Raw genomic sequence first — 22,712 nt, 5'->3', positions numbered from 1 at the left:
TACTTCAGGAGACCCGCACGATCGTGATGAGACGGTCCGTCAACTCCAGTGTGCCGATGGCGGGATCGTCGTACCCGAGCACCCGGTGACCTCGTACCACGCTGACCACCAGATCACCGGTCTCGCGCACGCCCTTGCCGACCTCGGCCTTTATGACCGGGCGTTCGACGATGTCGAGGCCGCTGCCCTGCTGGATGAGGTCCTCCATGACCAGGCCCGCGCTGGGGCTGAGGACGGAGAGCCCGAGCAGCCGGCCGGCCGCGCCCGCGCTGGTGATGACGGCGTCGGCGCCGGACTGGCGCAGCAGCGGCGCGTTCTCCTCCTCCCGCACCGCCGCCACGATTTTCGCGGTGCCGTTGAGCTGGCGGGCGGTCAGGGCGACCAGCACGGCCGTGTCGTCCCGCTGCGTGGCGATGACGATCTGCCGCGCCCGCTGCACCTCGGCCCGCAGCAGCACGTCGCTGCGCGTCCCGTCGCCCACCACGCCCGCGTGCCCCTCGGCCACCGCCGCGTCGACCGCCTCCGAGCCGGGGTCGACCACGACGATGCGCTCCTTCTTCAGCCCCGTCGCACAGAGGGTCTGCACGGCGGACCGCCCTTTCGTCCCGAAACCGACCACCACGGTGTGGTCACGCAAGGGGGGCCTCCCACGAATCGACGGACGTCACGCGTGCCGACGTTACCCATCCCGGGGCGAAGATCCGAGAGCATGGGCCGGGTGCCGGCCGACGACCGGACCGCGAGCCGCTGGGAGCAGGCCATGAAGGACGGGCAGCAACGACCGCCCAGGACAACCGTGAGCCGGGACGGCACGGGCGGAGGGAGCCCGGGCGGCACGGACACGCGGGCGGGGGCCGCCTCCGGGAAGGGGCGGAGCGGTGGTACCGGGAGGTTCTCCATCCTGCGGTTCCTCTGGTACCGGTCGCGCACCGAGGCCCTGGACGACGCCGAGGCGGGACGCTCGATCCGGCTGCCCGTCGAGGGCACGGTGCCGCCCCTCCAGCAGGTGCTGCGCCGGCTCGCCATGGCGCTGCTGGTCCTCGCCCTCACCACGTTCCTGGTCTGGGTGGACCGCGCCGGCTACCACGACAGCTCCGACAGCACGGTCGACCTCCTCGACGCCGCGTACTACGCGACCGTCACCCTCTCCACCACCGGCTACGGCGACATCACCCCGGTGAGCGACACGGCCCGCCTCGTCAACATCCTCGTCATCACCCCGCTGCGCGTCCTCTTCCTGATCATCCTGGTCGGCACCACCCTGGAGGTCCTCACCGAGCGCACCCAGCAGCAGGTGCGCATCCACCGCTGGCGCTCCCGGATGCGGGACCACGTGGTGGTGGTCGGCTACGGCACCAAGGGGCGGCACGCCATCCAGACGCTGCTGGGCCAGGGCATCCCCAGGGAGCGGATCGTCGTCGTCGACCCGCAGCACAAGACGGTGGACGCGGCGGGCAGCGACGGGCTGGTGGCGGTGCTCGGGGACGCCACCCGCTCCGACACCCTCCTCAAGGCCGAGGTGCAGCACGCCGCCCAGGTGATCGTCGCCCCGCAGCGGGACGACACCGCGACGCTCGTCACGCTCACCGCCCGCCAGCTCAACCGGCGCGCCACGATCGTCGCCGCCGTCCGCGAGGACGAGAACGTGCCGCTGCTGAAGCGGAGCGGAGCCGACATGGTCGTCACCAGCTCCAGTTCGGCCGGCCGCCTGCTGGGCGTGTCGATGGCCAGCCCGCACGCCGCCGACGTGCTGGAGGGCCTGATGACGTACGGCAGCGGCCTCGACCTGGCGGAACGGCCCGTGTCGGAAGGGGAGATCGGTGCCGCGCCGCGCGACTGCACCGATCTCGTGGTGGCCGTCGTACGCGGCGGGCAGGTACTGGACCAGGCGGCTCCCGGCACCACGCCGCTGCGGGCGGGCGACCGCCTGATCACCATCAGCCGGACCGCGAACGGCGGGCGGCGCCACCCGTAGGCCGCGCGCACGACCGTAGGCCTCGCGCGCAAGCCCGGGCCTCGCGCGCACGAGGCGGCCGGTCGGTCGATCGGCGGGTGGCTTGGTCGGCGGGTGGCCCGCCCGGTGGGTCGGGGCCCGCCCGGTGGGTCGGGGCCCGCCCGGTGGGTCGGGGCCCGCCCGGTCGGCTGCCGGTCAGGGAGGGGGCGATGCGCCGGTCACTCGATGCACGCCCCGAGGCCCGCCAGGGCCCAGGGCAGGTCGAGGATCTCCAGCTCCTGACCGGCCCGGGCACCGCCGGGCGGTACGACGGCGAGGGCGTCGGACGCGGCGATGCCCCGCAGCATCGCCGGACCGTTGTAGTGCAGCGGCACGGCCCGCTCGGCGCGCAGCGCGACGGGGACGAGCCGGGTGTCGTAGGGGTGCCCGTGCACGGCTTCCGTGAGAGGCATCGCGTACGGCTCCGGAGCCGCCCGTCCGGCGAGGGTCCGCAGCAGGGGCTCGGCGAGCGTGAGCAGCCCGGAGACCGCGGCCAGGGGATTGCCGGGCAGCCCGACGAGGTGCTGGTTCTCCTTGGTGCGGGCCAGCAGCATGGGGTGCCCGGGGCGGACCTTGACGCCGTCCACGAGGAGCTCGGCGCCGAGGCGGGCCAGGACGGGGTGCACGTGGTCGACGGGGCCGGCGGCGGTACCGCCGGTCGTGACGATCAGGTCGGCGCCGGATCCGGCGATCGCCTGGTGCAGGGCCTCGGCGTCGTCGCCCAGCCGCCGCACGCCGACGACCTCGGCGCCGGCGGCCCGCAGCCAGGACGGCAGCATGGGACCGAGGGCGTCCCGGATGAGCCCGTCCCGGGGAAGACCCGACGTGAGCAGCTCGTCGCCGAGGACGAGGACCTCGGCCCGCGGGCGGGGGAGAGCGGCGAGTGCGTCGTAGCCGGCGGCCGCGGCGAGGCCCAGCACGGCCGGGGTGACCAGCGCGCCGACGGGCAGGAGCTGGTCGCCGTTGCGGCACTCCTGGCCCCGCGGCCGGATGTCCTGCCCGTGGACGACCTCGCGGGTCGCGTGCAGGCGTCCCTTCTCGTCGGTCCGCCCGTGCTCACTGCGCAGGACGGCGGTCACGTCCTGCGGGATACGCGCCCCGGTGGCGATCCGCACCGCCTCCCCGTCGGTGAGCCGCTCCGGCTGGGCCTGCCCGGCGAGCACGCCCTCCTCGCGCACGTCCCAGGGACCGGGACCCGCCACCGCCCACCCGTCCATCGCGGACGTGTCGAAGGAGGGCAGGTCCGTGAGCGCGGCGAGCGGCGCGGCGAGAACCAGACCGAGGGAGGCATCGAGCGGTACGGAGACGGGCGCCCGGCACGCACCGGCACGGCCGGCCCGTTCGGCGAGGGTGCGTGCCTGCGGCCACGGGGTGGCCCGGTGATGCTCGGTGGGGGCGGTGGGGTGTCCGTGCCTTCCGCCGTCGGGGGCGGGGGCGGGCCGGCTCTGGGGCGTGGGGACGGTTTCCCCCTTGACCAGGGCGAGGGCCTCTTCGACGTCGAAGTCCTCGTCCTCCTGGCTGTTCCGGGTGCCGCGGGCGGCGGTCATCCGGCGTCCGGGCGACCGGCGGGACCGTCGTCGGACGGGGCCCCGGTCGTGGCCGACGGGTCCGCGGTCGTGGCCGACGGGTCCGCGGTCGTGGCCGACGGGTCCGCGGTCGTGGCCGACGGGGCGGGCGGGCCGGTGTCCGGCTGGGGTGAGGCGTCCTCGGCCGCCCAGGCGAGGGCCAGCGCCGACGCCCTGCGGGCGGCTTCGGCCACCGCGTCGGGGCCGCCCTTCGCCTGCGCGGCCGCGTACCCCACGAGGAACGTGGTCAGCGGCGCCGCCGGGCGGGCCACGGAGTGCGCGGCGTCGCGGGCGAGATCCAGCAGGACGCCGGTGTCGACGTCCAGGTCGATGCCCAGTTCGTCCTTGACTGCGGAAATCCATTCATCCAACACGTGCCCATGCTCCCTGATGCGTGACCGAGCGGCGGCGATGTCGTCCCAGGTGTCGCAGTCGAAGGACGCGACGGGATCGGAGATACGGGTGAGGTCGAGCGCGGCGGTGACCCGCCGCAACGGCAGCCCTTCCAACCCGCCCCGGTCACCGCCGAGCGCCCCCAGCACCCGCCGCAACGCCGCCGCCCGGTACACGGCGACCAACGGCTGCTCCCGCCCACCGCGATCGGTGAGGAGAACGCCGTCGGGGTGCGGGGGGTGACTGGACGGGGCTTCGGTGGGGTGCGGGCGGTGAGTGGACGGGGCTCCGGTGGGGTGCGAGGGGTGAGTGGACGGGACCGGGGCGGACCGCGGGGAGCGGCCGGGGTCGACGGCTACCGGGTCGACGGCAGCCGGATCGGCGGCACCCGGATCGGCGGCGGACGGGGGTGCTGGGACCGGGTCCGGGTCCGCCGTGACCGGATCAGCAGCGCCCGGGCCGTCGGCCGTCTGATCGGCGGCACCCGCCGAGGCCGAGGCCGGGTCCGCGAAGCCCGCAGCGGCAGCACCCCCGCCGGCGGCGCCCGGAACCGCGGCGCCCGGAACCGCGGTGTCCAAACCAACGGTGGCCGGGTCGACATTGGCCGGGTCGGCGTTGGCCCGGTCGGCGTTGGCCCGGTCGAGGGCGTCCGGAACCACGGTGGCCGGCCGGAGCGCGGCCAGCAGCCGCCGAACCGTCCCCGCCGTCAGGAACGGCAGATCGGCGGAGAGTACGACGACGTACTCGGCGGTGGTGTGCCGCAACCCCGCGGCCAGCGCGGCGACCGGCCCCGCCCCCGGGGGATCCTCACGCGCCCACACGACGGGCCGCGCCGTCGGCCTCCGGTCGGCCACGACGACGACGGCCCCGGCACCCGCGCACGCGGCCAGCACCCGGTCGAGCAGCGCCCGTCCGCCCACCCGCACCCCGGGCTTGTCCGCGCCCCCGAGCCGTCGCGCCCCGCCCCCGGCAAGCACGACGGCGTCGAACGCGGCAGGCCCCACGGGCACGCCGTACACGTCGCCCGCGGTCGGGGCGACGTCGACGGACGCGGCATCGGCGGCGCCCGGTGACTCGTGCGCGGTCATCCCCCGAGTATGGGCGCCCGAAGGATCATTTCCACCCCGTGCACAGCATGTGGACGGGGGCACCCTCCGACGGACTACGACCAACTTCTCGCAGGCCCACGACGGACCACTACGGGCTACGACGGACCCCGACGGACTACAGCGTCCGCAACAGGACCGCCGGCTGCTTCACGCAGTCCGCGACAAACCGCAGGAAACCTCCCGCCGTGCCGCCGTCGCACACCCGGTGGTCGAAGGTGAGCGAGAGCTGTACGACCTGCCGTACGGCCAGCTCACCCTCGTGCACCCACGGCTTGGGGACGATGCGGCCGACGCCGAGCATGGCCGCCTCCGGGTGGTTGATGATCGGCGTGGAGCCGTCCACTCCGAACACGCCGTAGTTGTTCAGCGTGAACGTCCCGCCCGTGAGGTCCCCGGGTGTCAGCGTCCCGGTCCGCGCCGCCTCGGTCAGCCGTGCGAAGTCCGCGCCGAGCGACTCCGTGTCCCGCGCGTGCGCGTCCCTGACGACGGGCACGACGAGCCCGCGCTCGGTCTGGGCGGCGAAGCCCAGGTGCACCCGGTCGAGCCGCACGATCTCGCGGGCGTCCATGTCGACCGTCGAGTTGAGCTCCGGGTAGCGGGCCAGCGCGGCGGTGCAGATCCGGGCGAGCAGCGCCAGCAGCGGGATCTTCGGACCGCCCGCCGCGTTCATCGCCGCGCGCGCCCGCATCAGTTCCGTCGCGTCGGCGTCGACCCAGCAGGTCGCGTCGGGTATCTCGCGACGGCTCCGGGAGAGCTTGTCGGCGACGGCACCGCGGACACCCCGCAGGGGCACGCGTACCCCGTCCGTGACGGCCTCCGTCCGGGCGGCCCCGGACGGAACGGGAACCCCGTCGGCGTCACCGCGCGCGACGGACGGCCGCTCCGTACCGGAGGGACGCTCGCCCGGTACTCGTACCGTGCCCCTCCCGGCACCGGCGGCCCGCAGCGCGGACTCGACGTCCGCCCGCAGGATCAGTCCGTCCGGCCCCGAACCCGCCAGCTCCCGCAGGTCGAGACCGTTCTCCCGGGCGAGCCTGCGCACCAGCGGGGAAATCACCGGAACCGGTCCTTCCGCACGAACGGCCCGCTCCGAACCGACTGTCCGCTCCGCACCGGCGCCGTCGGAGCCGAACGCGCCGTCGGCCACGGCTCCCGCCGCGTCCGGCACGACGGCCGCCGGGGATCCGGCGGGCGCTCCGGCGGGGGCGGTGCCCACCGCCGAGGACGGCGCTGCGGCCCCCGCGGCGGCGAAACCGTCCGTGCGCGGCCCTGATCCGGGCGCCGCGGGCCGCACCCGCCTGCGCCGCGAGGGCGGGGCCTGCGTGCCGTATCCCACGAGGACGTTGCCCGACCCCTCGTCTGCGTCCGCCGGCGCGGGCGCCCCGACCGCGACCGTGATCAGCGGGGCGCCCACGGGCAGTTCGCTGCCCTCGTCGCCGAAGCGGGCGGTGACCACGCCCCCGTAGGGACACGGCACCTCGACCATCGCCTTGGCCGTCTCGACCTCGACGACCGGCTGGTCCACCGCGACGACGTCACCGACCTGGACGAGCCAGCGGACGATCTCCGCCTCGGTGAGGCCCTCCCCGAGGTCGGGGAGCTTGAACTCCAGCACCTGGGCCATCAGCTTCCCCCCTCCCATTGCAGCCGCGCCACCGCGTCCAGGATCCGGTCGACACCGGGCAGATGGTGGCGCTCCAGCATCGGCGGCGGATACGGGATGTCGAACCCGGCCACCCTCAGCACCGGTGCCTCCAGGTGGTGGAAGCAGCGCTCGGTGATCCGCGCGGCGATCTCTCCGCCCGGCCCGCCGTACCCACCGGACTCGTGGACGACGACCGCGCGTCCGGTCCGCCGGACGGCCGCGCACACCGTCTCGTCGTCGAACGGCACCAGGGAGCGCAGGTCGACGACTTCGAGGTCCCAGCCCTCGGCCCGCGCGGCCTCGGCCGCCTCCAGGCAGACCGGCACGGACGGGCCGTACGTGACGAGCGTGGCGCTCCGGCCCGAGCGCCGCACCACCGCGCGGCCTGTCGGTTCAACGGCCGTCGGCTCCTGCGGGTTCCAGGAATCCTTCGACCAGTACAGGCGCTTGGGTTCCAGGAAGACCACGGGGTCGTCGGAGGCGATGGCCTCGCGCAGCAGCCCGTAGGCGTCGGCGACGGTGGCGGGCGTGACGACGTGAAGCCCTGGAGTCGCCATGTAGTACGCCTCGGAGGAGTCGCTGTGGTGCTCGACGCCGCCGATGCCTCCCCCGTACGGGACGCGGATGGTGATCGGCAGCGGCATGGCCCCGCGTGTGCGGTTGCGCATGCGCGCGACGTGGCTGATCAGCTGCTCGAACGCCGGATAGGCGAAGGCGTCGAACTGCATCTCGACGACCGGCCGCAGGCCGTACATCGCCATGCCGACGGCGGTCCCGAGGATGCCCGCCTCCGCGAGGGGCGTGTCCGTGCAGCGGTCCTCGCCGAACTCCTCGGCCAGGCCGTCGGTGACCCGGAAGACACCGCCGAGCGTGCCGACGTCCTCGCCCATGACGTGGACCGTCGGGTCGTCGGCCATGGCGTCGCGCAGCGCGCGCCCGAGAGCCTGCGCCATGGTGGCCGGTTTCAGGGCAACGGTGGTCATCGCCCGGCACCTTCCGCCCCGTGCGTCCCGTCCGCCTCGGCTTCGAGCTCCGCGCGCAACTGGGCCTCCTGTTCCCGCAGCTGTGGGGTGGGCTCGGCGTACACATGGGCGAACAGGTCCATGGGGTCGAGCACCGCGTCCTGGTTCATGCGCGCGCGCAGATCGGCGGCCATGGCCTCGGCGTCCTCCCGCGCGGCCCGTATGCCGTCCTCGTCGAGCAGGCCCCGCTCGGTCAGCTCCCGCTCCAGCAGGGCGATCGGGTCGTGCGCGCGCCAGGTCTCGACCTCGGCGTCGCCCCGGTAGCGGGTGGCGTCGTCGGCGTTCGTGTGGGCGTCGATGCGGTACGTGACGGCCTCGACGAGCGTCGGGCCGCCCCCCGCGCGCGCGTGCCGTACGGCGTCGGAGAGGACCTCGTGCACGGCCGCCGCGTCGTTGCCGTCGACCAGCCGGCCCGGCATCCCGTAGCCGACGGCCTTGTGGGCCAGCGAGGGGGCCGCGGTCTGCTTGGCGAGCGGGACGGAGATGGCGAAGCCGTTGTTCTGGACCAGGAAGACGACCGGGGCCTGCCACACGGCGGCGAAGTTCAGCGCCTCGTGGAAGTCGCCCTCGCTGGTGCCGCCGTCGCCGACCATGGCGAGCGCGACCACGTCGTCGCCCTTCAGGCGAGCGGCGTGGGCGAGGCCCACGGCGTGCGGGAGCTGGGTGGCGAGCGGGGTGCACAGGGGCGCGATGCGGTGCTCGCGCGGGTCGTAGCCGGTGTGCCAGTCGCCGCGCAGCAGGGTGAGGGCCTGGACGGGGTCGAGGCCGCGGGCGACGGCCGCGAGGGTGTCGCGGTAGCTCGGGAAGAGCCAGTCGCGCTCTTCGAGGACGAGGGCGGCGGCGACCTCGCAGGCCTCCTGACCGGTGGTGGAGGGGTAGACCGCGAGGCGGCCCTGCTTGGTGAGGGCCGTGGCCTGCGTGTTGTAGCGGCGGCCGCGGACCAGCTGGGCGTACAGCCGGCGCAGCAGGTCCGGGTCGGCCTGCGCGGCGGCCTCGGTGCCGAGGACGCGGTGGGGCAGCGCGTCGGGAAGCAGCGGCGCGGGGTCGGTGCGTGGCTGCCAGGCGGGCGGCGGTGTGGGCCGGTAAGCGCCTCGCTGCTCCATGACCGTCATGACGGCACCTCCTCGTGGGAGCGGCTGGGAGAGACGCACCGGGTGTGATGCGCCTCACCTACCGATTGTTCGGTCGTCGGCGCATTTTGGCTACAGGCACCGCCAGGCTGTGGACAAACGGTTCTGCACAGCCTGTGATGGACGCAGTACGTCCATGGTAGGGAGGCGGGGGGACATGGCACCTGAACAAATGGCCGAGGGGCCCGAGGCCGGATCGGCGCTTCCGCCCGCCCGCCCGCTCGACGCCATCGACCAGGACATCCTGCAGATGCTCCAGGCGGACGGGCGCGCCTCGATACGTTCGGTGGCGGAGCGCGTCCACGTGTCACGGGCCAATGCCTACGCGCGGATCAACCGTCTCGTCGAGGACGGCGTCATCCGCGGTTTCGGGGCCCGCGTCAACCACGAGCGCGCCGGAGCGGGCACCTCGGCGTACATCACCCTCAAGATCGTGCAGAACTCGTGGCGTACCGTGCGCGAGCAGTTGCGGGCGCTGCCGGGGGCCGCCCACATCTCGCTGGTGGGCGGCGACTTCGACGTCCTGCTGCTGGTGCACACCCCCCACAACCGGGCGCTGCGGGAGCTGGTGCTGACCCGCCTCCAGGCCATCCCCGAGGTGCTCAGCACACGGACGCTGCTGGTCTTCGAGGAGGAGGACGTGGAGCCGGAGGGGTGAGAGGTGCGGGCACACCGCGCTCCCGCACCGGGCGGAGGATCCCCTTCTCGACAGGGGTGGGCGAGGCTCGCTCCCCGGACTCAGCCCTCCTTGCGGAGCCCCTCGAACACGAGCCGCACGACCGCGTCGGACACTTCCCGCTCGGCCGAACCCCGGCCGTCGGACCGGTACCACTCCACGATCGAGTTGATCATTCCGAAGACCAGCCGCGTGGCGAGCCTGAACTCCACGTCGTCGCGCACGTCGCCGTCGGCGGCCGCCGCCCTCAGCAGCTCGGCCACCCGGTGGTCGAAGTCGCGGCGCCGCTCCAGGGCCCAGCGCTCGGTGTCCGTGTTGCCGCGCACCCGCAGCAGCAGCGTCACGTACGGCAGCTCGGCCGTGAGGACCTCCACCATGCGCCGTACTACGTACTCCAGGCGCTCCACGGCACGCCCCACGCGCGCGTGCTCCTCGTCGAGGATCCCGAAGAGGCCGTCGAGGGCCCGGCGCACGGCCCGGCCCAGCAGCTCCTCCTTGCCCGCGACGTGGTGGTAGATCGAGGACTTCGAGATGCCGGCGGCCTTGGACAGGTGCTCCATGGAGGTGCCGTCGTAGCCCCGCTCGATGAAGACCTGCACGGCGACGTGCAGGAGCGTCTGCGGGGTGTACGTGTCCCGCTTGGCGGTGGTCATGAGGTGCCCTCCCGCTTCTCGGGGGCGTGTCCGTGGCGGTACAGCGCGAGAGAGGGCGCGTAGCGGCCGGAGGGTTCGCGCAGGTGCAGTTCCTCCAGGAGGTCGTGCGCCCAGGTCCTGCCGAGCTTGCGGCTCCATTCGAAGGGGCCCAGCGGGTAGTTGACGCCGAGCCGCATCGCGGTGTCGATGTCCTCCTCCGTGGCCACGCCCTTGGCGACGGCGTCGTGCGCCAGGTCGATGATCCGGGCCACCGTCCGGGCGACGATCATGCCGGGCGCGTCCCCGATGACACTGACGTCCTTGCCGAGCGCCTGGAAGAGGCCGGTGGCCTCCGAGAGCGTCTGGGAGGCGGTGTCCTGGGCGGCCGACAGGGCGATCCGGGTGGCCCTCCGGTAGTCGAGCGCCAGGTCGAAGTAGACGACGTCACGGAACTCGACCGAGGTCTGGCCGTCGGCGAGGGCCAGCTGACCGCCGGAGGGCAGCAGCAGGCGGGTGCCGTGGTCCTCTTCCTCCTCGCGGACCTGGATGCCCGCCTCGCGGATCAGGGCGACGAGTTCGCGGGCCGGTCCGAGGTCGCCCTCGACGGTGACGTACGCGGGCGGGCGGGCCTTCTCCGCGGTGTGCGGCTCGGGACGCTCGGCGCCGTCCGCGTAGTCGTACCAGCCGTGTCCCGCCTTGCGGCCGTGCCGACCGGACTCGACGAGCCGCCGCTGGGCGAGCGAGGGCGTGAAGCGCACGTCCTGGAAGAACGCCTGCCACACGGAGTGCGTGACGGACTCGTTGACGTCCTGACCGATCAGGTCCGTCAGCTCGAAGGCGCCCATCCGGAAGCCGCCGGACTCGCGCAGCACGGCGTCGATCGTGGCGGGATCGGCGGCCTGGGACTCGTACACCGCGAAGGCCTCGGCGTAGAAGGGCCGGGCGATGCGGTTGACGATGAAGCCCGGGGTGTCCGCGCAGGCCACCGGGGTCTTCCCCCAGGCGCGGGCCGTCTCGTACGCGCGCGTGGCCGACGTGACGTCGGTGGCGAACCCGGAGACGACCTCCACCAGGGGCAGCAGCGGGGCGGGGTTGAAGAAGTGCAGCCCGACGAAGCGGCCCGGGTTGCGCAGCGCGCCGCCGATGGCCGTGACGGACAGGGAGGAGGTGTTCGTGGCGAGCAGGGCGTCGTCCCCGACCACGTCCTCCAGGTCACGGAAGAGCTGCTGCTTCACGTCGAGCTGTTCGAGCACCGCCTCCACGACGAGCACGCAGTCGGCGAGCTCCCCGAGGCTGTGCGCGGGATGCAGCCGGGCACGGGCGGCGTCCCGGTCGGCGGCGCTGAGCCGGTCCTTCTCGACGAGCCGGTCGAGTCGGGCGCCGATCGCCCGGGCCGCCTCTTCGGCGCGTCCCGGAGCGGCGTCGTACAGCCGCACGGGCCGGCCCGCGACCAGCGCGACCTGGGCGATGCCCTGGCCCATGGTGCCGGTGCCGACGACGGCCACGGGGCTGCTGAGGTCGAGTGCTGTCATGCTCGCGATCCTCCCGCACACGGTTTTCCACAGATGCGGCGGTCCCCCTTGTCCCGACCGATCGTTCGGTTACTCTAGCCGTGTCCGTCCCTTCCTGCCCAGCTCGCGAGCTCGACGAGGAGCTCCTGAGACGAGGAGTTGGTCCTTGATGGCCGCCGAACTCACCGCGCACCAGCTCATCGCACAGCACCGGCCCACCCTCGACCAGGCGCTGGAAGCGATCCGCACGCGCGCGTACTGGTCCCCGCACCCCGAGCACCCCAAGGCCTACGGGGAGCACGGGAGCCTGGGCATGGCGGAGGGCAAGGCCGCCTTCGACGCGCTCCTGGGCACCCGCCTCGACCTCGGCCAGCCCGGCACGGACGACTGGGTCGGCGGCGAGACCTCGCCGTACGGGATCGAGCTCGGCGTCAGCTATCCGCATGTCGACGCCGAAGTGCTGCTCCCGGCCATGCGCGCCGGCCTGCGGGCGTGGCGCGACGCGGGCGCGGAGATGCGCGCGGTGGTCTGCCTGGAGATCCTCAAGCGGATCAGCGACCGGACGCACGAGTTCGCCCACGCGGTCATGCACACCAGCGGCCAGGCTTTCATGATGGCGTTCCAGGCGGGCGGGCCGCACGCGCAGGACCGCGGCCTGGAAGCAGTGGCGTACGCGTACGTGGAGCAGGTCCGCACCCCGGACACCGCGGAGTGGAGCAAGCCCCAGGGCAAGCGCGACCCGCTCGCGCTGACCAAGCAGTTCACGCCGGTCCCGCGCGGCATCGCCCTGCTGATCGGCTGCAACACCTTCCCCACGTGGAACGGCTATCCGGGCCTGTTCGCCTCCCTGGCCACCGGGAACGCGGTCCTGGTCAAGCCCCACCCGCGGGCCGTCCTGCCCCTCGCGCTCACCGTGCAGGTGGCCCGCGAGGTGCTCGCCGAGGCCGGCTTCGACCCGAATCTGGTGGCGCTGGCCGCCGAGCGCCCCGGAGAGGGCATCGCCAAGACCCTGGCCGTCCGCCCCGAGATCCGGATCATCGACTACACGGGCTCGACGGAGTTCGGCGACTGGCTGGAGGCCAACGCCCGCCAGGCGCAGGTGTACACGGAGAAGGCCGGCGTCAACACGGTCCTCGTCGACTCGACCGACGACTACAAGGGCATGCTGTCGAACCTCGCCTTCTCCCTGTCCCTGTACAGCGGCCAGATGTGCACGACCCCGCAGAACCTGCTGGTCCCCCGCGACGGCATCCGCACGGACGAGGGCCCCAAGTCGTACGACGAGGTGGTCGCCGACCTCGCCAGGTCGGTCGACGGGCTCCTCGGCGACGACGCCCGCGCGAACGCGCTGCTCGGCGCCATCGTCAACCCCGACGTGAAGGCCCGCCTGGAGGCCGCGTCCGGCCTCGGCGAAGTCGCCCTGCCCTCACGGGAAATCGCCAACCCGGAGTTCCCGGACGCCGTCGTCCGCACCCCGGTGATCGTGAAGCTCGACGGCGCCCGGAAGTACTGGGAGGGCGCCGAGACCGAGGCCGCCTACCTGAGCGAATGCTTCGGACCCGTCTCGTTCGCCGTCGCGGTCGACTCGGCGACGGACGCCGTGGACCTGCTGCGGCGGAGCATCAGGGACAAGGGCGCGATGACGGTCGGCGCGTACACCACCTCCGACGAGGTCGAGCAGGCCGTGCAGGAGGCCTGCTTCGACGAGTGCGCCCAGCTCTCGCTGAATCTGACCGGCGGGGTCTACGTCAACCAGACAGCGGCCTTCTCCGACTTCCACGGCTCCGGCGGCAACGCCGCAGCCAACTCGGCCCTGTGCGACGGCGCGTTCGTGGCGAACCGCTTCCGGGTCGTGGAGGTCCGCCGCGAGGCGTAGCCGTCACGCCGGCGCGCCCCCGGCGGCACTCCAGTGGAACAGCGTCATCGCCACGCTGGTCGCGAGGTTGTAGCTGGAGACCTGGGGGCGCATCGGCAGGGACACCAGCCGGTCGGTCCGGGCACGCAGTTCGGCGGAGAGCCCGCTGCGCTCGGAGCCGAAGGCCAGGACCGCGTCGTCCGGGATCCTCAGCCCGCGGATGTCCTCGCCCTCCGCGTCGAGGGCGAAGAGCGGCCCGGGCGGCAGCTCGGCGACCGTCAGCCGCTCCACGACGGTCGCGAAGTGCAGACCCGCCCCGCCGCGTACGACCGTGGGGTGCCAGGGGTCGAGCGTGCCGGTGGTGACCACGCCGGTCGCCCCGAAACCCGCCGCGAGCCGGATGACGGCGCCCGCGTTGCCCAGGTTCCTGGGATCGTCGAGCACGACGACGGGCGCCGTGCGGGCCGGGCGCGCCAGGGTTTCGAGATGGGCCGCCCTGGAGGGTCGTACGGCCAGCGCCGCCACCGCGGTGGGGTGCGGACGCGGGATGAGAGCCCGCAGCGTGCCCTCCGGGACCTCGATCAGGAGCATGTCCAGCACGTCCCGTACGTCCGGGGCCAGTTCGTCGGCCAGGGCGAGCGCCGCCCGCCGGTCCGCGGTGATCGCCACGGGGATCTCGGCCCGGAAGCGCACCGCGTGCTTGAGCGCGTGGAAGCCGTCGAGCAGGACCGAGCTGTCGGCGAGGCGGTGCCAGACCCGCACCGCGTCGTCCGCGCCGCGGGATGCCGTGCCGGCAACGGTTTCGGAACCGGTACCCGTGTCGCGGTACCTGTCGGTGCCCGTACCGGTACCCGTGTCGCCGTACCCGTCAGTGCCCGTACCGGTACCCGTGTCGCCGTACCTGTCTTGCCTGCCGCAGCCCGGGTCGTTCATGCCCCGAAGCCTACGTGCGTCCCTTCCGCCGGCTCCGAGCTGAGTGGTTGCTGCCCGCGCGGCCCCGGCACCGTACGGGCCCGGCCGGGAAAACCACCTCCACGCGTGCGTGCCGCCCATCCGCCCACGCGCCGCAGGAAGGACGTCGGCAGGAACACCGCGTCGGCAGCGATCATCGCCAGCGAGAAGAACGGCAGCCCGAGGACCACGGCGATCACGGCGTGCTCGGTCATCATGACCGCCAGCAGGACGTTCTTCACCCGCCGGTTGAAGAGGGTGAACGGGAAGGCGACCTGCACGACGACCGTCCCGTACGTCACCAGCAGCACCATCGTGCCGTGCGCGGTCAGCAGGTCGGAGAGCGCGGGCCAGGGCGAGAAGTAGTCCAGGTGCAGTGGGTAGTAGACGGCGGTACCGTCCTGCCAGCGCGAACCCTGGATCTTGTACCAGCCGGCGGTCGAGTAGATCAGACAGGCCTCCGCCATGATCACGGCCAGGGCCGCGTTGTGCGCCAGGTTGGCGACGACGTCCAGCAGGATCCGGGGCTGCTCGGTGCGGGCGCGGCGGCCGGTCGCCCACCACAGTCCCTGCACGGCCCACAGACCCCAGAAGACCGTCAGCCAGCCTCCGAGCCATCCGCCGTCGATCTTCCCCGTGAGCGTGGCCGCGACCAGGGCGAGGCCCAACAGGCCCCAGAGGGCGGGCCCGACGGGATCGGACCTTCCGGCGCCCCCCGGTATCTCCTGAACGCGTGCCGCCCGCTCGCGCCGGGCCCGCCGTTCGTCCAGGGACCACACCTGCCCGCAGCGCGTGAAGACCAGGTAGACGGCCATCAGGTGGAGGACGTTGTCGCCGCCGTCCCCCATGAAGACGCTGCGGTTCTGCAGGGAGAGCACGCCGATCATGAACAGGACGGACATGGTGCGGGTGCGCCAGCCGATCATTAACAGGGCGCTCGACAGCACGGCCAGGGTGTAGACGCACTCGAACCAGAGCTGACTGTCCGACCACATCAGGGCAGTGAAGGCATGGTTGTTCGCGATGAGCTGCCGGGCGAGGTCCCAGCTCCAGGGCCCGTCCGGCCCGTACATCTCCTGGCGGTGCGGGAACTCCCGCAGCAGGAACATCAGCCAGGTGGCGGCGAAGCCGATGCGGATCACGGCCGTCTGGTACGGGCCGAGGGCCGTCTCGGTGACGCGGGTGATCGCGCGCGCGAGGGCGAGGGAGAACCGGTTCATCGGGCGCTCGCCCCCGCTCCGCCCGTCGGCACCCGCCACCAGGGCAGCACACGGAAGACCGGCTTGTCGGACACCTGCTCCTCGCTCCACGAGGGGGGTGGCACGTTGGCGGTCCGGGAGCGGACCTGCACACGCTCGACGCGGCCGGCGTCGGCATCCGCCCGTTCACGGCCGAGGCGCAGCACGACGATGCGGCGCAGATAGTGCTCGGAGATGGTGCCGCGCCGGCCGGCCGGACGGTTCTCGCTGTCGTGCGAGGCGACGAAGAAGTCCCAGGCCCGGCGCAGTTCGTTCTGCTGCGTGTGGCTCGGCAGCAGATTGCCGTCGATGGCCGCGCCGTCCTGCGCGGACAGGTCGTACCAGCCGGTCGTGCGGTGGCCGCCGTCCGAGGTCCTGACCTCGGCGCGGACCTGGACCGCGATGTTCTGCTGCAACGGGTTGGGCGCGAACAGCTTCCAGTTCTGCTCGAACTCGGGGTAGATCCATTCCTCGATGGCGCGGCCGTGCTGCCTGGCGGCCGTGTTCTGGGGCGCGACGTGCAGGAACACCATGCCGAGGTGCACACAGGCGGCGACCGTGACGAAGGCGAGGGCGACGGCGACGGCAATCCGGTACGGAAGCGAGAGCGCGGCGAGCCCGCCCCGGTCGGACGGCACAGCCCCCGCCACCACCGGCTCCGCCCCGTCCACTGGGCGGTTCTCCGGCCCGGGGTCGGGACGGGCCGGGTCGGCTGGGCGGCTCTCCGGCCCGGCGTCGAGACGGGCCGGGTCCGCAGGACGGTTCTCCGGCCCAGCGCCGAGAGGGGCCGGGTCCGCCAGGCGGTTCTCCGGCCCGGCTGCAAAGCGGGGCGGGTCCGCCAGGCGGCCTTCCGGCCCTGCGTCGGGACGAGCCCGGTCGGCGGGGCACGCGGCGCGGCCCTCGGACCCGGGGCCGGGGTCGGACCCGGGGTCGGACCCGGGGTCGGACCCGGGGTCGGAGCCGGGGCGGGCCGGTTCGTCCGGTGGTGGGGGCGCTGCGGAGCCCCCGGGCCGGCCGGGCCCGTGACGGGCGTCCGAGCCCTCGTCGTACGCGTCCATTCCGCCCCGCTTCCGATCCCGGTCCGATTCCCCGCCGTCCGGCGGTACGGCGCCGTATCGCTCGCGCATCCCGCGCCCCCGACGTCCGCCCCGGAAGGGAACGGTACTCAGGCCCACGGTCCGGCACAGCCCCATGGGCCACAGCAGTCGCATCGGGGCCGCACGAGGTTATCCACAGCGGTTGACACCTTACGACGCTCACCCGACCATGGTTTCGAGCGGACCGAACGATCGGTCGGTAGTCAGGAGCGAAAGATCGAGGGGGACCGCATGGCCACAGCAGCCGCGCAGCGTACGGCCCGCACGGAGGCGGACCCGGCCACGGACAGCGCCGCGCACGAGGCGTACGAGCGCGCTTTCGACGCCGCCGTCGCGGCCGACGAGCGCATCGAGCCCCGCGACTGGATGCCCGAGGCGTACCGCTCCACCTTGGTCCGCCAGATGGCACAGCACGCCCACTCCGAGATCATCGGCATGCAGCCGGAGGCCAACTGGATCACGCGCGCGCCCTCGCTGCGCCGCAAGGCGATCCTGATGGCCAAGGTCCAGGACGAGGCCGGACACGGGCTGTATCTCTACAGCGCCGCCGAGACCCTCGGCACCAGCCGGGACGAGCTGCTGGACAAGCTGCACAGCGGCCGCCAGAAGTACTCGTCGATCTTCAACTACCCGACGCTGACCTGGGCGGACGTCGGCGCCATCGGCTGGCTGGTGGACGGCGCCGCGATCACCAACCAGGTCCCCCTCTGCCGCTGCTCCTACGGGCCTTACGCCCGCGCGATGGTCCGCGTGTGCAAGGAGGAGTCCTTCCACCAGCGCCAGGGGTACGAGCTGCTGCTGGCTCTCAGCCGCGGCACCCCGGAGCAGCACGAGATGGCCCAGGACGCGGTGAACCGCTGGTGGTGGCCGTCCCTGATGATGTTCGGCCCGCCCGACGACGAGTCCGCGCACTCCGCGCAGTCGATGACGTGGAAGATCAAGCGCCACTCGAACGACGAGCTGCGCCAGCGTTTCGTCGACATCTGCGTCCCGCAGGCGGAGTCCCTCGGCCTGACCCTCCCCGACCCGGACCTGCGGTGGAACGAGGAGCGGGGCCACCACGACTTCGGCCCGATCGACTGGTCGGAGTTCCACCAGGTCCTCAAGGGCAACGGACCGTGCAACGAACAGCGGATCACCCAGCGCAGGCGTGCTCACGAGGAGGGCGCCTGGGTCCGCGAGGCGGCGGCCGCGTACGCCGGCAAGAAGGCGGCCAGGACGGTAGCGGCCGGCACCGGCCGACCCGAGGACGCACACGGAAAGGCGCGCGCATGACCACCGACTGGCCCCTCTGGGAGGTCTTCGTGCGCTCGCGCCGCGGCCTCTCGCACACCCACGCGGGCAGCCTGCACGCCCCGGACGCCGAGCTGGCCCTGCGCAACGCGCGCGACCTGTACACCCGGCGCGGCGAGGGCGTCTCGATCTGGGTCGTCCCGTCCAGCGCCGTCACGGCCTCCTCGCCCGACGAGAAGGACCCCTTCTTCGAGCCGGCCGCCGACAAGCCCTACCGGCACCCCACCTTCTACGAGATCCCGGAAGGGGTGAAGCACCTGTGACGCCCACGCTGCCCGCGGCCGGCACCGCGGCCGCCGCGGCCCTCTGCCTCGGCGACGACGCCCTGGTGCTCTCGCACCGCCTGGGGGAGTGGGCCGGCCACGCCCCCGTCCTCGAAGAGGAAGTGGCCCTCGCGAACATCGCGCTGGACCTGCTCGGCCAGGCCCGCGTGCTGCTGTCCCTGGTAGGGGACGAGGACGAGCTGGCGTACCTCCGCGAGGAGCGCGCCTTCACCAACGTCCAGCTGGTGGAGCAGCCGAACGGCGACTTCGCCCACACGATCGCCCGCCAGCTGTACTTCTCCACCTACCAGCGCCTGTTGTACGGGCAGCTGGCGGCCGGTGACAGCGCGCTCGCGCCGCTCGCCGCGAAGGCCGTCAAGGAGGTTGCCTACCACCAGGACCACGCGGAGCAGTGGACCCTGCGGCTCGGCGACGGCACCGAGCTGAGCCATGAGCGGATGCAGCGGGCCTGCGACGCGCTGTGGCGCTTCACCGGCGAGTTGTTCCAGCCGGTCGAGGGGCTGGACGTCGACCGGGAGGCACTGCGGGCCGACTGGCTGGCATCGGTCACCGGCGTGCTGCACCGCGCCACCGTCGACGTGCCCCAGGGGCCGCAGTCGGGAGCGTGGACGGCGGGCGCCGGCCGGCAGGGGCTGCACACGGAGCCGTTCGGCCGGATGATCGCCGAGATGCAGCATCTGCACCGGAGCCACCCTGGAGCGTCGTGGTGACCCCCGCTCCCACGGCCGAGGGTCGCGCGACCCCGCTCGAGGAGGAGCTGCGCCGGCTCGCCGGATCCGTGCTCGACCCGGAACTGCCCGTCCTCACCCTGGAGGAGCTGGGTGTCCTGCGCGCGGTGCACGTCCGCGACGGCGGCTCGGTCGAGGTCGAGCTCACCCCGACGTACACCGCCTGCCCGGCCATCGAGGCGATGTCCGTCGACATCGAGCGGGTACTGCGTGAACACGGCGTGCGTGACGTGGTCGTCCACAAGGTGCTGAGCCCCGCCTGGTCGACGGACGACATCTCGGAGGAGGGCCGCCGCAAGCTGCGGGAGTTCGGCATCGCGCCACCGCGCGGCGGACGCCCGGCCGGCCCGGTGACGGTCGGGCTGGGCCCGACCCGGATGGCCGGCACGAAACCGGAAGCAGCCACCCCCGGAGCACCCACTCCGGAAGCGGCCGCTGAGGCCGCGGCCCCGGCGAAGACCGCCAGCGTGGAGAGAGCCGCGGTGGCGACGGCCCTGGCGGAGACGGTCTCCGTGGGGAGATTCCCGGCGGAGACGGCCCCCGTGGGGAGAGTCTCAGCGGAGACGACCCCGGAGCAGGAGCGCCTGCGCTGCCCGCTCTGCGGTTCCGCCGACACCGAGCTGCTCAGCCGCTTCTCGTCCACCGCCTGCAAGGCGTTGCGGCGCTGCCTGTCCTGCCGCGAACCGTTCGACCACTTCAAGGAGCTGTGATGGCCCGCTTCCACCCGCTCCCGGTGGCCGCGGTCGACCGGCTCACCGACGACTCCGTCGCCCTGACCTTCGCCGTACCGCCCGCCCTGCGCGAGGAGTTCCGGCACGCCCCCGGCCAGCACCTCGCCCTGCGCCGCACGGCCGACGGCACGGAGATCCGGCGGACCTACTCGATCTGCTCCCCCGCGCCCGCCCCGGCGGACCCCGAAGGCCCGCACACCCTGCGCGTCGGCGTCCGGCTCGTCGACGGCGGCGCCTTCTCCACGTACGCGCTCAAGGAGATCGCCGTCGGCGACGAGGTGGAGGTGATGACACCCGCCGGCCGCTTCACACTGGACCCGGCACCCGGGCTCTACGCGGCGGTGGTCGGCGGCAGCGGAATCACCCCGGTGCTGTCGATCGTCACGACCCTGCTGGCACGTGAACCGGAGGCCCGGTTCTGCCTCCTGCGCAGTGACCGGACGTCGGCGTCGACGATGTTCCTGGAGGAGGTCGCCGACCTCAAGGACCGCTATCCCGAGCGGTTCCAGCTGGTGACCGTGCTCTCCCGGGAGGAACAGCAGGCGGGGCTGCCGTCGGGACGCCTCGACCAGGAGCGCCTGTCGGCGCTGCTGCCCGCCCTGCTGCCCGTGGACCGGGTCGCGGGCTGGTACCTGTGCGGCCCGCTCGGGCTGGTGGAGGGGGCGGAGCGGGCGCTGCGCGGCCTCGGGGTGCCCCGGACGCGACTGCACGAGGAGATCTTCCACGTGGACACCGTCGCCGCGCCGCCGACCACCGTGCCGGCCCCCGCCCACAGCACGGTGACCGCCCGGCTCGACGGCCGCGGCGGAACCTGGCCCGTCCAGCCCGGCGAATCCCTGCTGGAGACCGTGCTGCGCAACCGCCCCGACGCCCCGTACGCCTGCAAGGGCGGGGTGTGCGGCACCTGTCGCGCCTTCCTGGTCTCGGGCGAGGTGCGGATGGACCGCAACTTCGCGCTGGAACCGGAGGAGACCGACGCCGGGTACGTACTGGCCTGCCAGTCGCATCCGGCCACCGAGAAGGTGGAGCTGGACTTCGACCGCTGATGCCGGCGCCCGGGGTTCCCCGCGCCCGTTCCCTTCTCGTAGAACCTGTTCTATCTTGACGCACCGTCAGATCCGGGACAGGGGGATCCGACGGGTGGACCGGGCGCGTAGGAGGGCGGGACCGTGGACTTCACCTTCACCGAGGAGCAGCAGGCGGCGGTCGAGGCGGCCAGGGCGGTGTTCGCCGGGGTCGCACCGGACGGTGTGCCCAGCCCGTCGCTCACCGCGGGGGCCGTCGCCGAGGACTTCGACCGGCCGCTGTGGGGCAGGCTCGCCGACGCCGGTCTGCTGAGCCTGCTGCTGGACGCGGAGTACGGCGGTGCGGGCCTGGACCCCGTCGCGCTGTGCCTGGTGCTGCGCGAGTCCGCGAAGGTGCTCGCCCGGGTGCCACTGCTGGAGAGCACCGCGGCCCTGATCGCCGTACAGGCCCACGGGAGCCCGGAGTTGAAGGCGGACGTGCTGGCCCGGGCGGGCCGCGGCGAGCTCGTACTGACCGTGGCCGCGAGCGGCCGCACCGGTCACGACCCGGCCGAACTCGCCGTGTCCGCCCGGCAGGACGGCGACGTCTGGGTGCTGGACGGACTGCAGACAGCCGTGCCCTGGGCGCACAACGCCGACCACGTCGTCGTCCCCGCGCACACGGCCTCCGCCCGGACCGTCCTCGCCCTCGTCCCCCGCGTCCACGAGGGAGTCGTACTCGCCGAGCAAGTCTCCACCACCGGTGAGCGGTTGGGGGAGCTGCGGCTGGACTCGGCACGGATCGCGGCACGCGACGTCATCGACGCGGACGACGCCTGGGAACGGCTCCGCGAACTGCTGACCACCGGGACGTGCGCGTTGGCCCTCGGGCTCGGTGAGGGCGTGCTCAGGATGACGAGCGCCTACACGAGCACGCGGGAACAGTTCGGTTTCCCGGTCGCCACCTTCCAGGCCGTGGCCATGCAGGCCGCCGACCGCTACATCGACCTGCGCGCGATGGAGGTCACGCTGTGGCAGGCCGCGTGGCGGATCAGCACGGGCGCGGGCGGTGCGCTGCCGGCCGCGGCCGACGTGGCCGTCGCCAAGACCTGGGCGTCCGAGGGAGTACGACGCGTCGTGCAGACCGCGCAACACCTCCACGGAGGCTTCGGCGCGGACGTGGAATATCCCCTGCACCGCTACCACGCCTGGGCCAAGCAGCTCGAACTGTCCCTGGGCCCGGCGGCCGCCCACGAAGAGGCCCTGGGAGACCTGCTGGCCGCCCACCCCCTGGGCTGACCACGCCCCGTCCGAGGCGGGCGCACGTCCCGCGCGGGCGCGGGTGCCTACAGCACGAACCCCGGTTCGCCCTTGCCGTTCACGACCGGGCGCCCCGCGGCGGCCCAGACCTGCATCCCGCCGTCGACGTTCACGGCGTCGATGCCCTGCTGGACGAGGTACATGGCCACCTGCGCCGAACGGCCGCCGGAACGGCAGATCACATGAACCCTGCCGTCCTGCGGCGCCGCCTCGGTCAGCTCGCCGTAGCGGGCCACGAAGTCACTGATCGGGATGTGCAGCGCCCCTTCGGCATGACCTGCCTGCCACTCGTCGTCCTCCCGGACGTCCAGCAGAAAGTCTCCGTCCGTGAGGTCCGCGACCTCGACGGTGGGCACACCAGCTCCAGAATGCATGCCCCGACGCTACCTGACCGCACGGACGGCCCGACGCCCCAGGCACGCACGACAGAGCCACCGAGCACCGCACCACCGCGGTACCGCACTACCCGACGGACGGCGCGGCACCGCACTACCCAACGGCGCACGACCGGCGATGGCACCGCCGCCGGACCACG

The 22,712-nt window shown here is 73.3% G+C and carries 20 protein-coding genes and 2 pseudogenes; 9 read left to right on the top strand and 13 right to left on the bottom strand.

Annotated features, from left to right (window positions below; genetic code table 11):
* Window positions 1-4: 4 nt before the first annotated feature.
* A pseudogene (locus AC0ZLC_RS18610) lies at window positions 5-652 on the bottom strand (potassium channel family protein); the annotation flags it as partial.
* A gap of 249 nt (window positions 653-901) precedes the next feature.
* Here AC0ZLC_RS18610 and AC0ZLC_RS18605 point away from each other — a divergent pair.
* Window positions 902-1,975: a potassium channel family protein gene (locus tag AC0ZLC_RS18605; RefSeq protein ID WP_476753143.1), complete on the top strand. Its 1,074-nt coding sequence runs from the start codon at window positions 902-904 to the stop codon at window positions 1,973-1,975.
* 197 nt (window positions 1,976-2,172) lie between these two features.
* Here AC0ZLC_RS18605 and AC0ZLC_RS18600 read toward each other — a convergent pair whose 3' ends face one another.
* From AC0ZLC_RS18600 to pdhA, 6 genes and pseudogenes are all read right to left on the bottom strand, one after another.
* Window positions 2,173-3,540 (bottom strand): molybdopterin molybdotransferase MoeA, encoded by a 1,368-nt coding sequence (locus AC0ZLC_RS18600; protein WP_476753070.1) that lies wholly within the window; start codon window positions 3,538-3,540, stop codon window positions 2,173-2,175.
* The gene (locus AC0ZLC_RS18595; RefSeq protein ID WP_476753142.1) at window positions 3,537-4,529 is read right to left on the bottom strand and encodes a DUF6457 domain-containing protein; all 993 of its coding nucleotides are present in this window, start codon (window positions 4,527-4,529) and stop codon (window positions 3,537-3,539) included. The genes AC0ZLC_RS18600 and AC0ZLC_RS18595 overlap by 4 nt, the downstream gene beginning before the upstream one ends.
* A gap of 69 nt (window positions 4,530-4,598) precedes the next feature.
* A pseudogene (gene mobA, locus AC0ZLC_RS18590) lies at window positions 4,599-5,039 on the bottom strand (molybdenum cofactor guanylyltransferase); the annotation flags it as partial.
* Window positions 5,040-5,175: 136 nt separating this feature from the next.
* Window positions 5,176-6,684, bottom strand: a complete 1,509-nt coding sequence (locus AC0ZLC_RS18585; RefSeq protein ID WP_476753069.1) for a dihydrolipoamide acetyltransferase family protein — start codon at window positions 6,682-6,684, stop codon at window positions 5,176-5,178.
* A complete protein-coding gene (locus tag AC0ZLC_RS18580; RefSeq protein ID WP_476753068.1) occupies window positions 6,684-7,688 on the bottom strand; it encodes an alpha-ketoacid dehydrogenase subunit beta in 1,005 nt (334 codons plus the stop codon). The genes AC0ZLC_RS18585 and AC0ZLC_RS18580 overlap by 1 nt, the downstream gene beginning before the upstream one ends.
* The gene (gene pdhA, locus AC0ZLC_RS18575) at window positions 7,685-8,839 is read right to left on the bottom strand and encodes a pyruvate dehydrogenase (acetyl-transferring) E1 component subunit alpha (protein WP_476753067.1); all 1,155 of its coding nucleotides are present in this window, start codon (window positions 8,837-8,839) and stop codon (window positions 7,685-7,687) included. The genes AC0ZLC_RS18580 and pdhA overlap by 4 nt, the downstream gene beginning before the upstream one ends.
* 190 nt (window positions 8,840-9,029) lie before the next feature.
* Here pdhA and AC0ZLC_RS18570 point away from each other — a divergent pair, with 190 nt between their 5' ends.
* Window positions 9,030-9,515, top strand: a complete 486-nt coding sequence (locus AC0ZLC_RS18570) for an Lrp/AsnC family transcriptional regulator (RefSeq protein ID WP_358850913.1) — start codon at window positions 9,030-9,032, stop codon at window positions 9,513-9,515.
* A gap of 80 nt (window positions 9,516-9,595) precedes the next feature.
* On the opposite strand, the gene AC0ZLC_RS18565 is transcribed toward AC0ZLC_RS18570, so the two are convergent.
* Together AC0ZLC_RS18565 and AC0ZLC_RS18560 are read right to left on the bottom strand one after the other, a co-directional pair.
* The gene (locus tag AC0ZLC_RS18565) at window positions 9,596-10,186 is read right to left on the bottom strand and encodes a TetR/AcrR family transcriptional regulator (protein ID WP_476753066.1); all 591 of its coding nucleotides are present in this window, start codon (window positions 10,184-10,186) and stop codon (window positions 9,596-9,598) included.
* Entirely contained in the window at window positions 10,183-11,697 is a 1,515-nt protein-coding gene (locus tag AC0ZLC_RS18560) for a 3-hydroxyacyl-CoA dehydrogenase (RefSeq protein ID WP_476753065.1), read from the bottom strand. Before AC0ZLC_RS18560 ends, AC0ZLC_RS18565 begins: the two co-directional genes overlap by 4 nt.
* Before the next feature lie 148 nt (window positions 11,698-11,845).
* Between AC0ZLC_RS18560 and paaN the strand changes: the two genes are divergently transcribed.
* Window positions 11,846-13,552: a phenylacetic acid degradation protein PaaN gene (gene paaN / locus AC0ZLC_RS18555; protein WP_476753064.1), complete on the top strand. Its 1,707-nt coding sequence runs from the start codon at window positions 11,846-11,848 to the stop codon at window positions 13,550-13,552.
* A 3-nt stretch (window positions 13,553-13,555) separates the two neighbouring features.
* On the opposite strand, the gene AC0ZLC_RS18550 is transcribed toward paaN, so the two are convergent.
* Genes AC0ZLC_RS18550 through AC0ZLC_RS18540 form a run of 3 tightly spaced genes read right to left on the bottom strand, consistent with a single transcriptional unit; the run spans window position 13,556 to window position 16,370 of the window.
* Window positions 13,556-14,464 carry a TrmH family RNA methyltransferase gene (locus tag AC0ZLC_RS18550; RefSeq protein ID WP_476753063.1) on the bottom strand — a complete coding sequence of 303 codons (909 nt, stop codon included), beginning with the start codon at window positions 14,462-14,464 and terminating at the stop codon, window positions 13,556-13,558.
* A complete protein-coding gene (locus AC0ZLC_RS18545; protein WP_476753062.1) occupies window positions 14,461-15,702 on the bottom strand; it encodes an HTTM domain-containing protein in 1,242 nt (413 codons plus the stop codon). The genes AC0ZLC_RS18550 and AC0ZLC_RS18545 overlap by 4 nt, the downstream gene beginning before the upstream one ends.
* Window positions 15,699-16,370, bottom strand: a complete 672-nt coding sequence (locus AC0ZLC_RS18540) for a DUF5819 family protein (protein ID WP_476753061.1) — start codon at window positions 16,368-16,370, stop codon at window positions 15,699-15,701. The genes AC0ZLC_RS18545 and AC0ZLC_RS18540 overlap by 4 nt, the downstream gene beginning before the upstream one ends.
* Before the next feature lie 678 nt (window positions 16,371-17,048).
* Between AC0ZLC_RS18540 and paaA the strand changes: the two genes are divergently transcribed.
* The 6 genes from paaA to AC0ZLC_RS18510 all read left to right on the top strand — a co-directional run bounded on the left by paaA (window position 17,049) and on the right by AC0ZLC_RS18510 (window position 22,156).
* Window positions 17,049-18,092 (top strand): 1,2-phenylacetyl-CoA epoxidase subunit PaaA, encoded by a 1,044-nt coding sequence (gene paaA / locus AC0ZLC_RS18535; protein WP_476753060.1) that lies wholly within the window; start codon window positions 17,049-17,051, stop codon window positions 18,090-18,092.
* Complete coding sequence (gene paaB / locus AC0ZLC_RS18530; RefSeq protein ID WP_476753059.1) at window positions 18,089-18,373, top strand: 1,2-phenylacetyl-CoA epoxidase subunit PaaB; 285 nt, start codon at window positions 18,089-18,091, stop codon at window positions 18,371-18,373. Before paaA ends, paaB begins: the two co-directional genes overlap by 4 nt.
* On the top strand, window positions 18,370-19,104 hold the full coding sequence (gene paaC / locus AC0ZLC_RS18525; protein ID WP_476753058.1) for a 1,2-phenylacetyl-CoA epoxidase subunit PaaC: 735 nt from the start codon (window positions 18,370-18,372) through the stop codon (window positions 19,102-19,104). The genes paaB and paaC overlap by 4 nt, the downstream gene beginning before the upstream one ends.
* Window positions 19,101-19,832 carry a PaaD-like zinc ribbon domain-containing protein gene (locus AC0ZLC_RS18520; RefSeq protein WP_476753057.1) on the top strand — a complete coding sequence of 244 codons (732 nt, stop codon included), beginning with the start codon at window positions 19,101-19,103 and terminating at the stop codon, window positions 19,830-19,832. Before paaC ends, AC0ZLC_RS18520 begins: the two co-directional genes overlap by 4 nt.
* Complete coding sequence (locus AC0ZLC_RS18515) at window positions 19,832-20,899, top strand: 2Fe-2S iron-sulfur cluster-binding protein (protein WP_476753056.1); 1,068 nt, start codon at window positions 19,832-19,834, stop codon at window positions 20,897-20,899. The genes AC0ZLC_RS18520 and AC0ZLC_RS18515 overlap by 1 nt, the downstream gene beginning before the upstream one ends.
* Window positions 20,900-21,022: 123 nt before the next feature.
* On the top strand, window positions 21,023-22,156 hold the full coding sequence (locus tag AC0ZLC_RS18510; RefSeq protein ID WP_476753055.1) for an acyl-CoA dehydrogenase family protein: 1,134 nt from the start codon (window positions 21,023-21,025) through the stop codon (window positions 22,154-22,156).
* 47 nt (window positions 22,157-22,203) lie between these two features.
* Here AC0ZLC_RS18510 and AC0ZLC_RS18505 read toward each other — a convergent pair whose 3' ends face one another.
* Complete coding sequence (locus tag AC0ZLC_RS18505; protein WP_476753141.1) at window positions 22,204-22,533, bottom strand: rhodanese-like domain-containing protein; 330 nt, start codon at window positions 22,531-22,533, stop codon at window positions 22,204-22,206.
* Window positions 22,534-22,712 lie beyond the last annotated feature (179 nt).

This window comes from Streptomyces sp. GLSS-08, from assembly GCF_056387915.1.
The sequence above is the reverse complement of the archived record's forward strand: the minus strand, read 5'-3'. Positions and strand labels throughout refer to the sequence as shown.

Coding starts and splice junctions, on each gene's coding strand:
- AC0ZLC_RS18600 (WP_476753070.1), bottom strand. CDS start 3,540: ATGACCGCCGCCCGCGGCACCCGGAACAGCCAGGAGGACGAGGACTTC.
- AC0ZLC_RS18585 (WP_476753069.1), bottom strand. CDS start 6,684: ATGGCCCAGGTGCTGGAGTTCAAGCTCCCCGACCTCGGGGAGGGCCTC.
- AC0ZLC_RS18580 (WP_476753068.1), bottom strand. CDS start 7,688: ATGACCACCGTTGCCCTGAAACCGGCCACCATGGCGCAGGCTCTCGGG.
- pdhA (WP_476753067.1), bottom strand. CDS start 8,839: ATGACGGTCATGGAGCAGCGAGGCGCTTACCGGCCCACACCGCCGCCC.
- AC0ZLC_RS18570 (WP_358850913.1), top strand. CDS start 9,030: ATGGCCGAGGGGCCCGAGGCCGGATCGGCGCTTCCGCCCGCCCGCCCG.
- AC0ZLC_RS18565 (WP_476753066.1), bottom strand. CDS start 10,186: ATGACCACCGCCAAGCGGGACACGTACACCCCGCAGACGCTCCTGCAC.
- AC0ZLC_RS18560 (WP_476753065.1), bottom strand. CDS start 11,697: ATGACAGCACTCGACCTCAGCAGCCCCGTGGCCGTCGTCGGCACCGGC.
- paaN (WP_476753064.1), top strand. CDS start 11,846: ATGGCCGCCGAACTCACCGCGCACCAGCTCATCGCACAGCACCGGCCC.
- AC0ZLC_RS18550 (WP_476753063.1), bottom strand. CDS start 14,464: ATGAACGACCCGGGCTGCGGCAGGCAAGACAGGTACGGCGACACGGGT.
- AC0ZLC_RS18545 (WP_476753062.1), bottom strand. CDS start 15,702: ATGAACCGGTTCTCCCTCGCCCTCGCGCGCGCGATCACCCGCGTCACC.
- paaA (WP_476753060.1), top strand. CDS start 17,049: ATGGCCACAGCAGCCGCGCAGCGTACGGCCCGCACGGAGGCGGACCCG.
- paaB (WP_476753059.1), top strand. CDS start 18,089: ATGACCACCGACTGGCCCCTCTGGGAGGTCTTCGTGCGCTCGCGCCGC.
- AC0ZLC_RS18515 (WP_476753056.1), top strand. CDS start 19,832: ATGGCCCGCTTCCACCCGCTCCCGGTGGCCGCGGTCGACCGGCTCACC.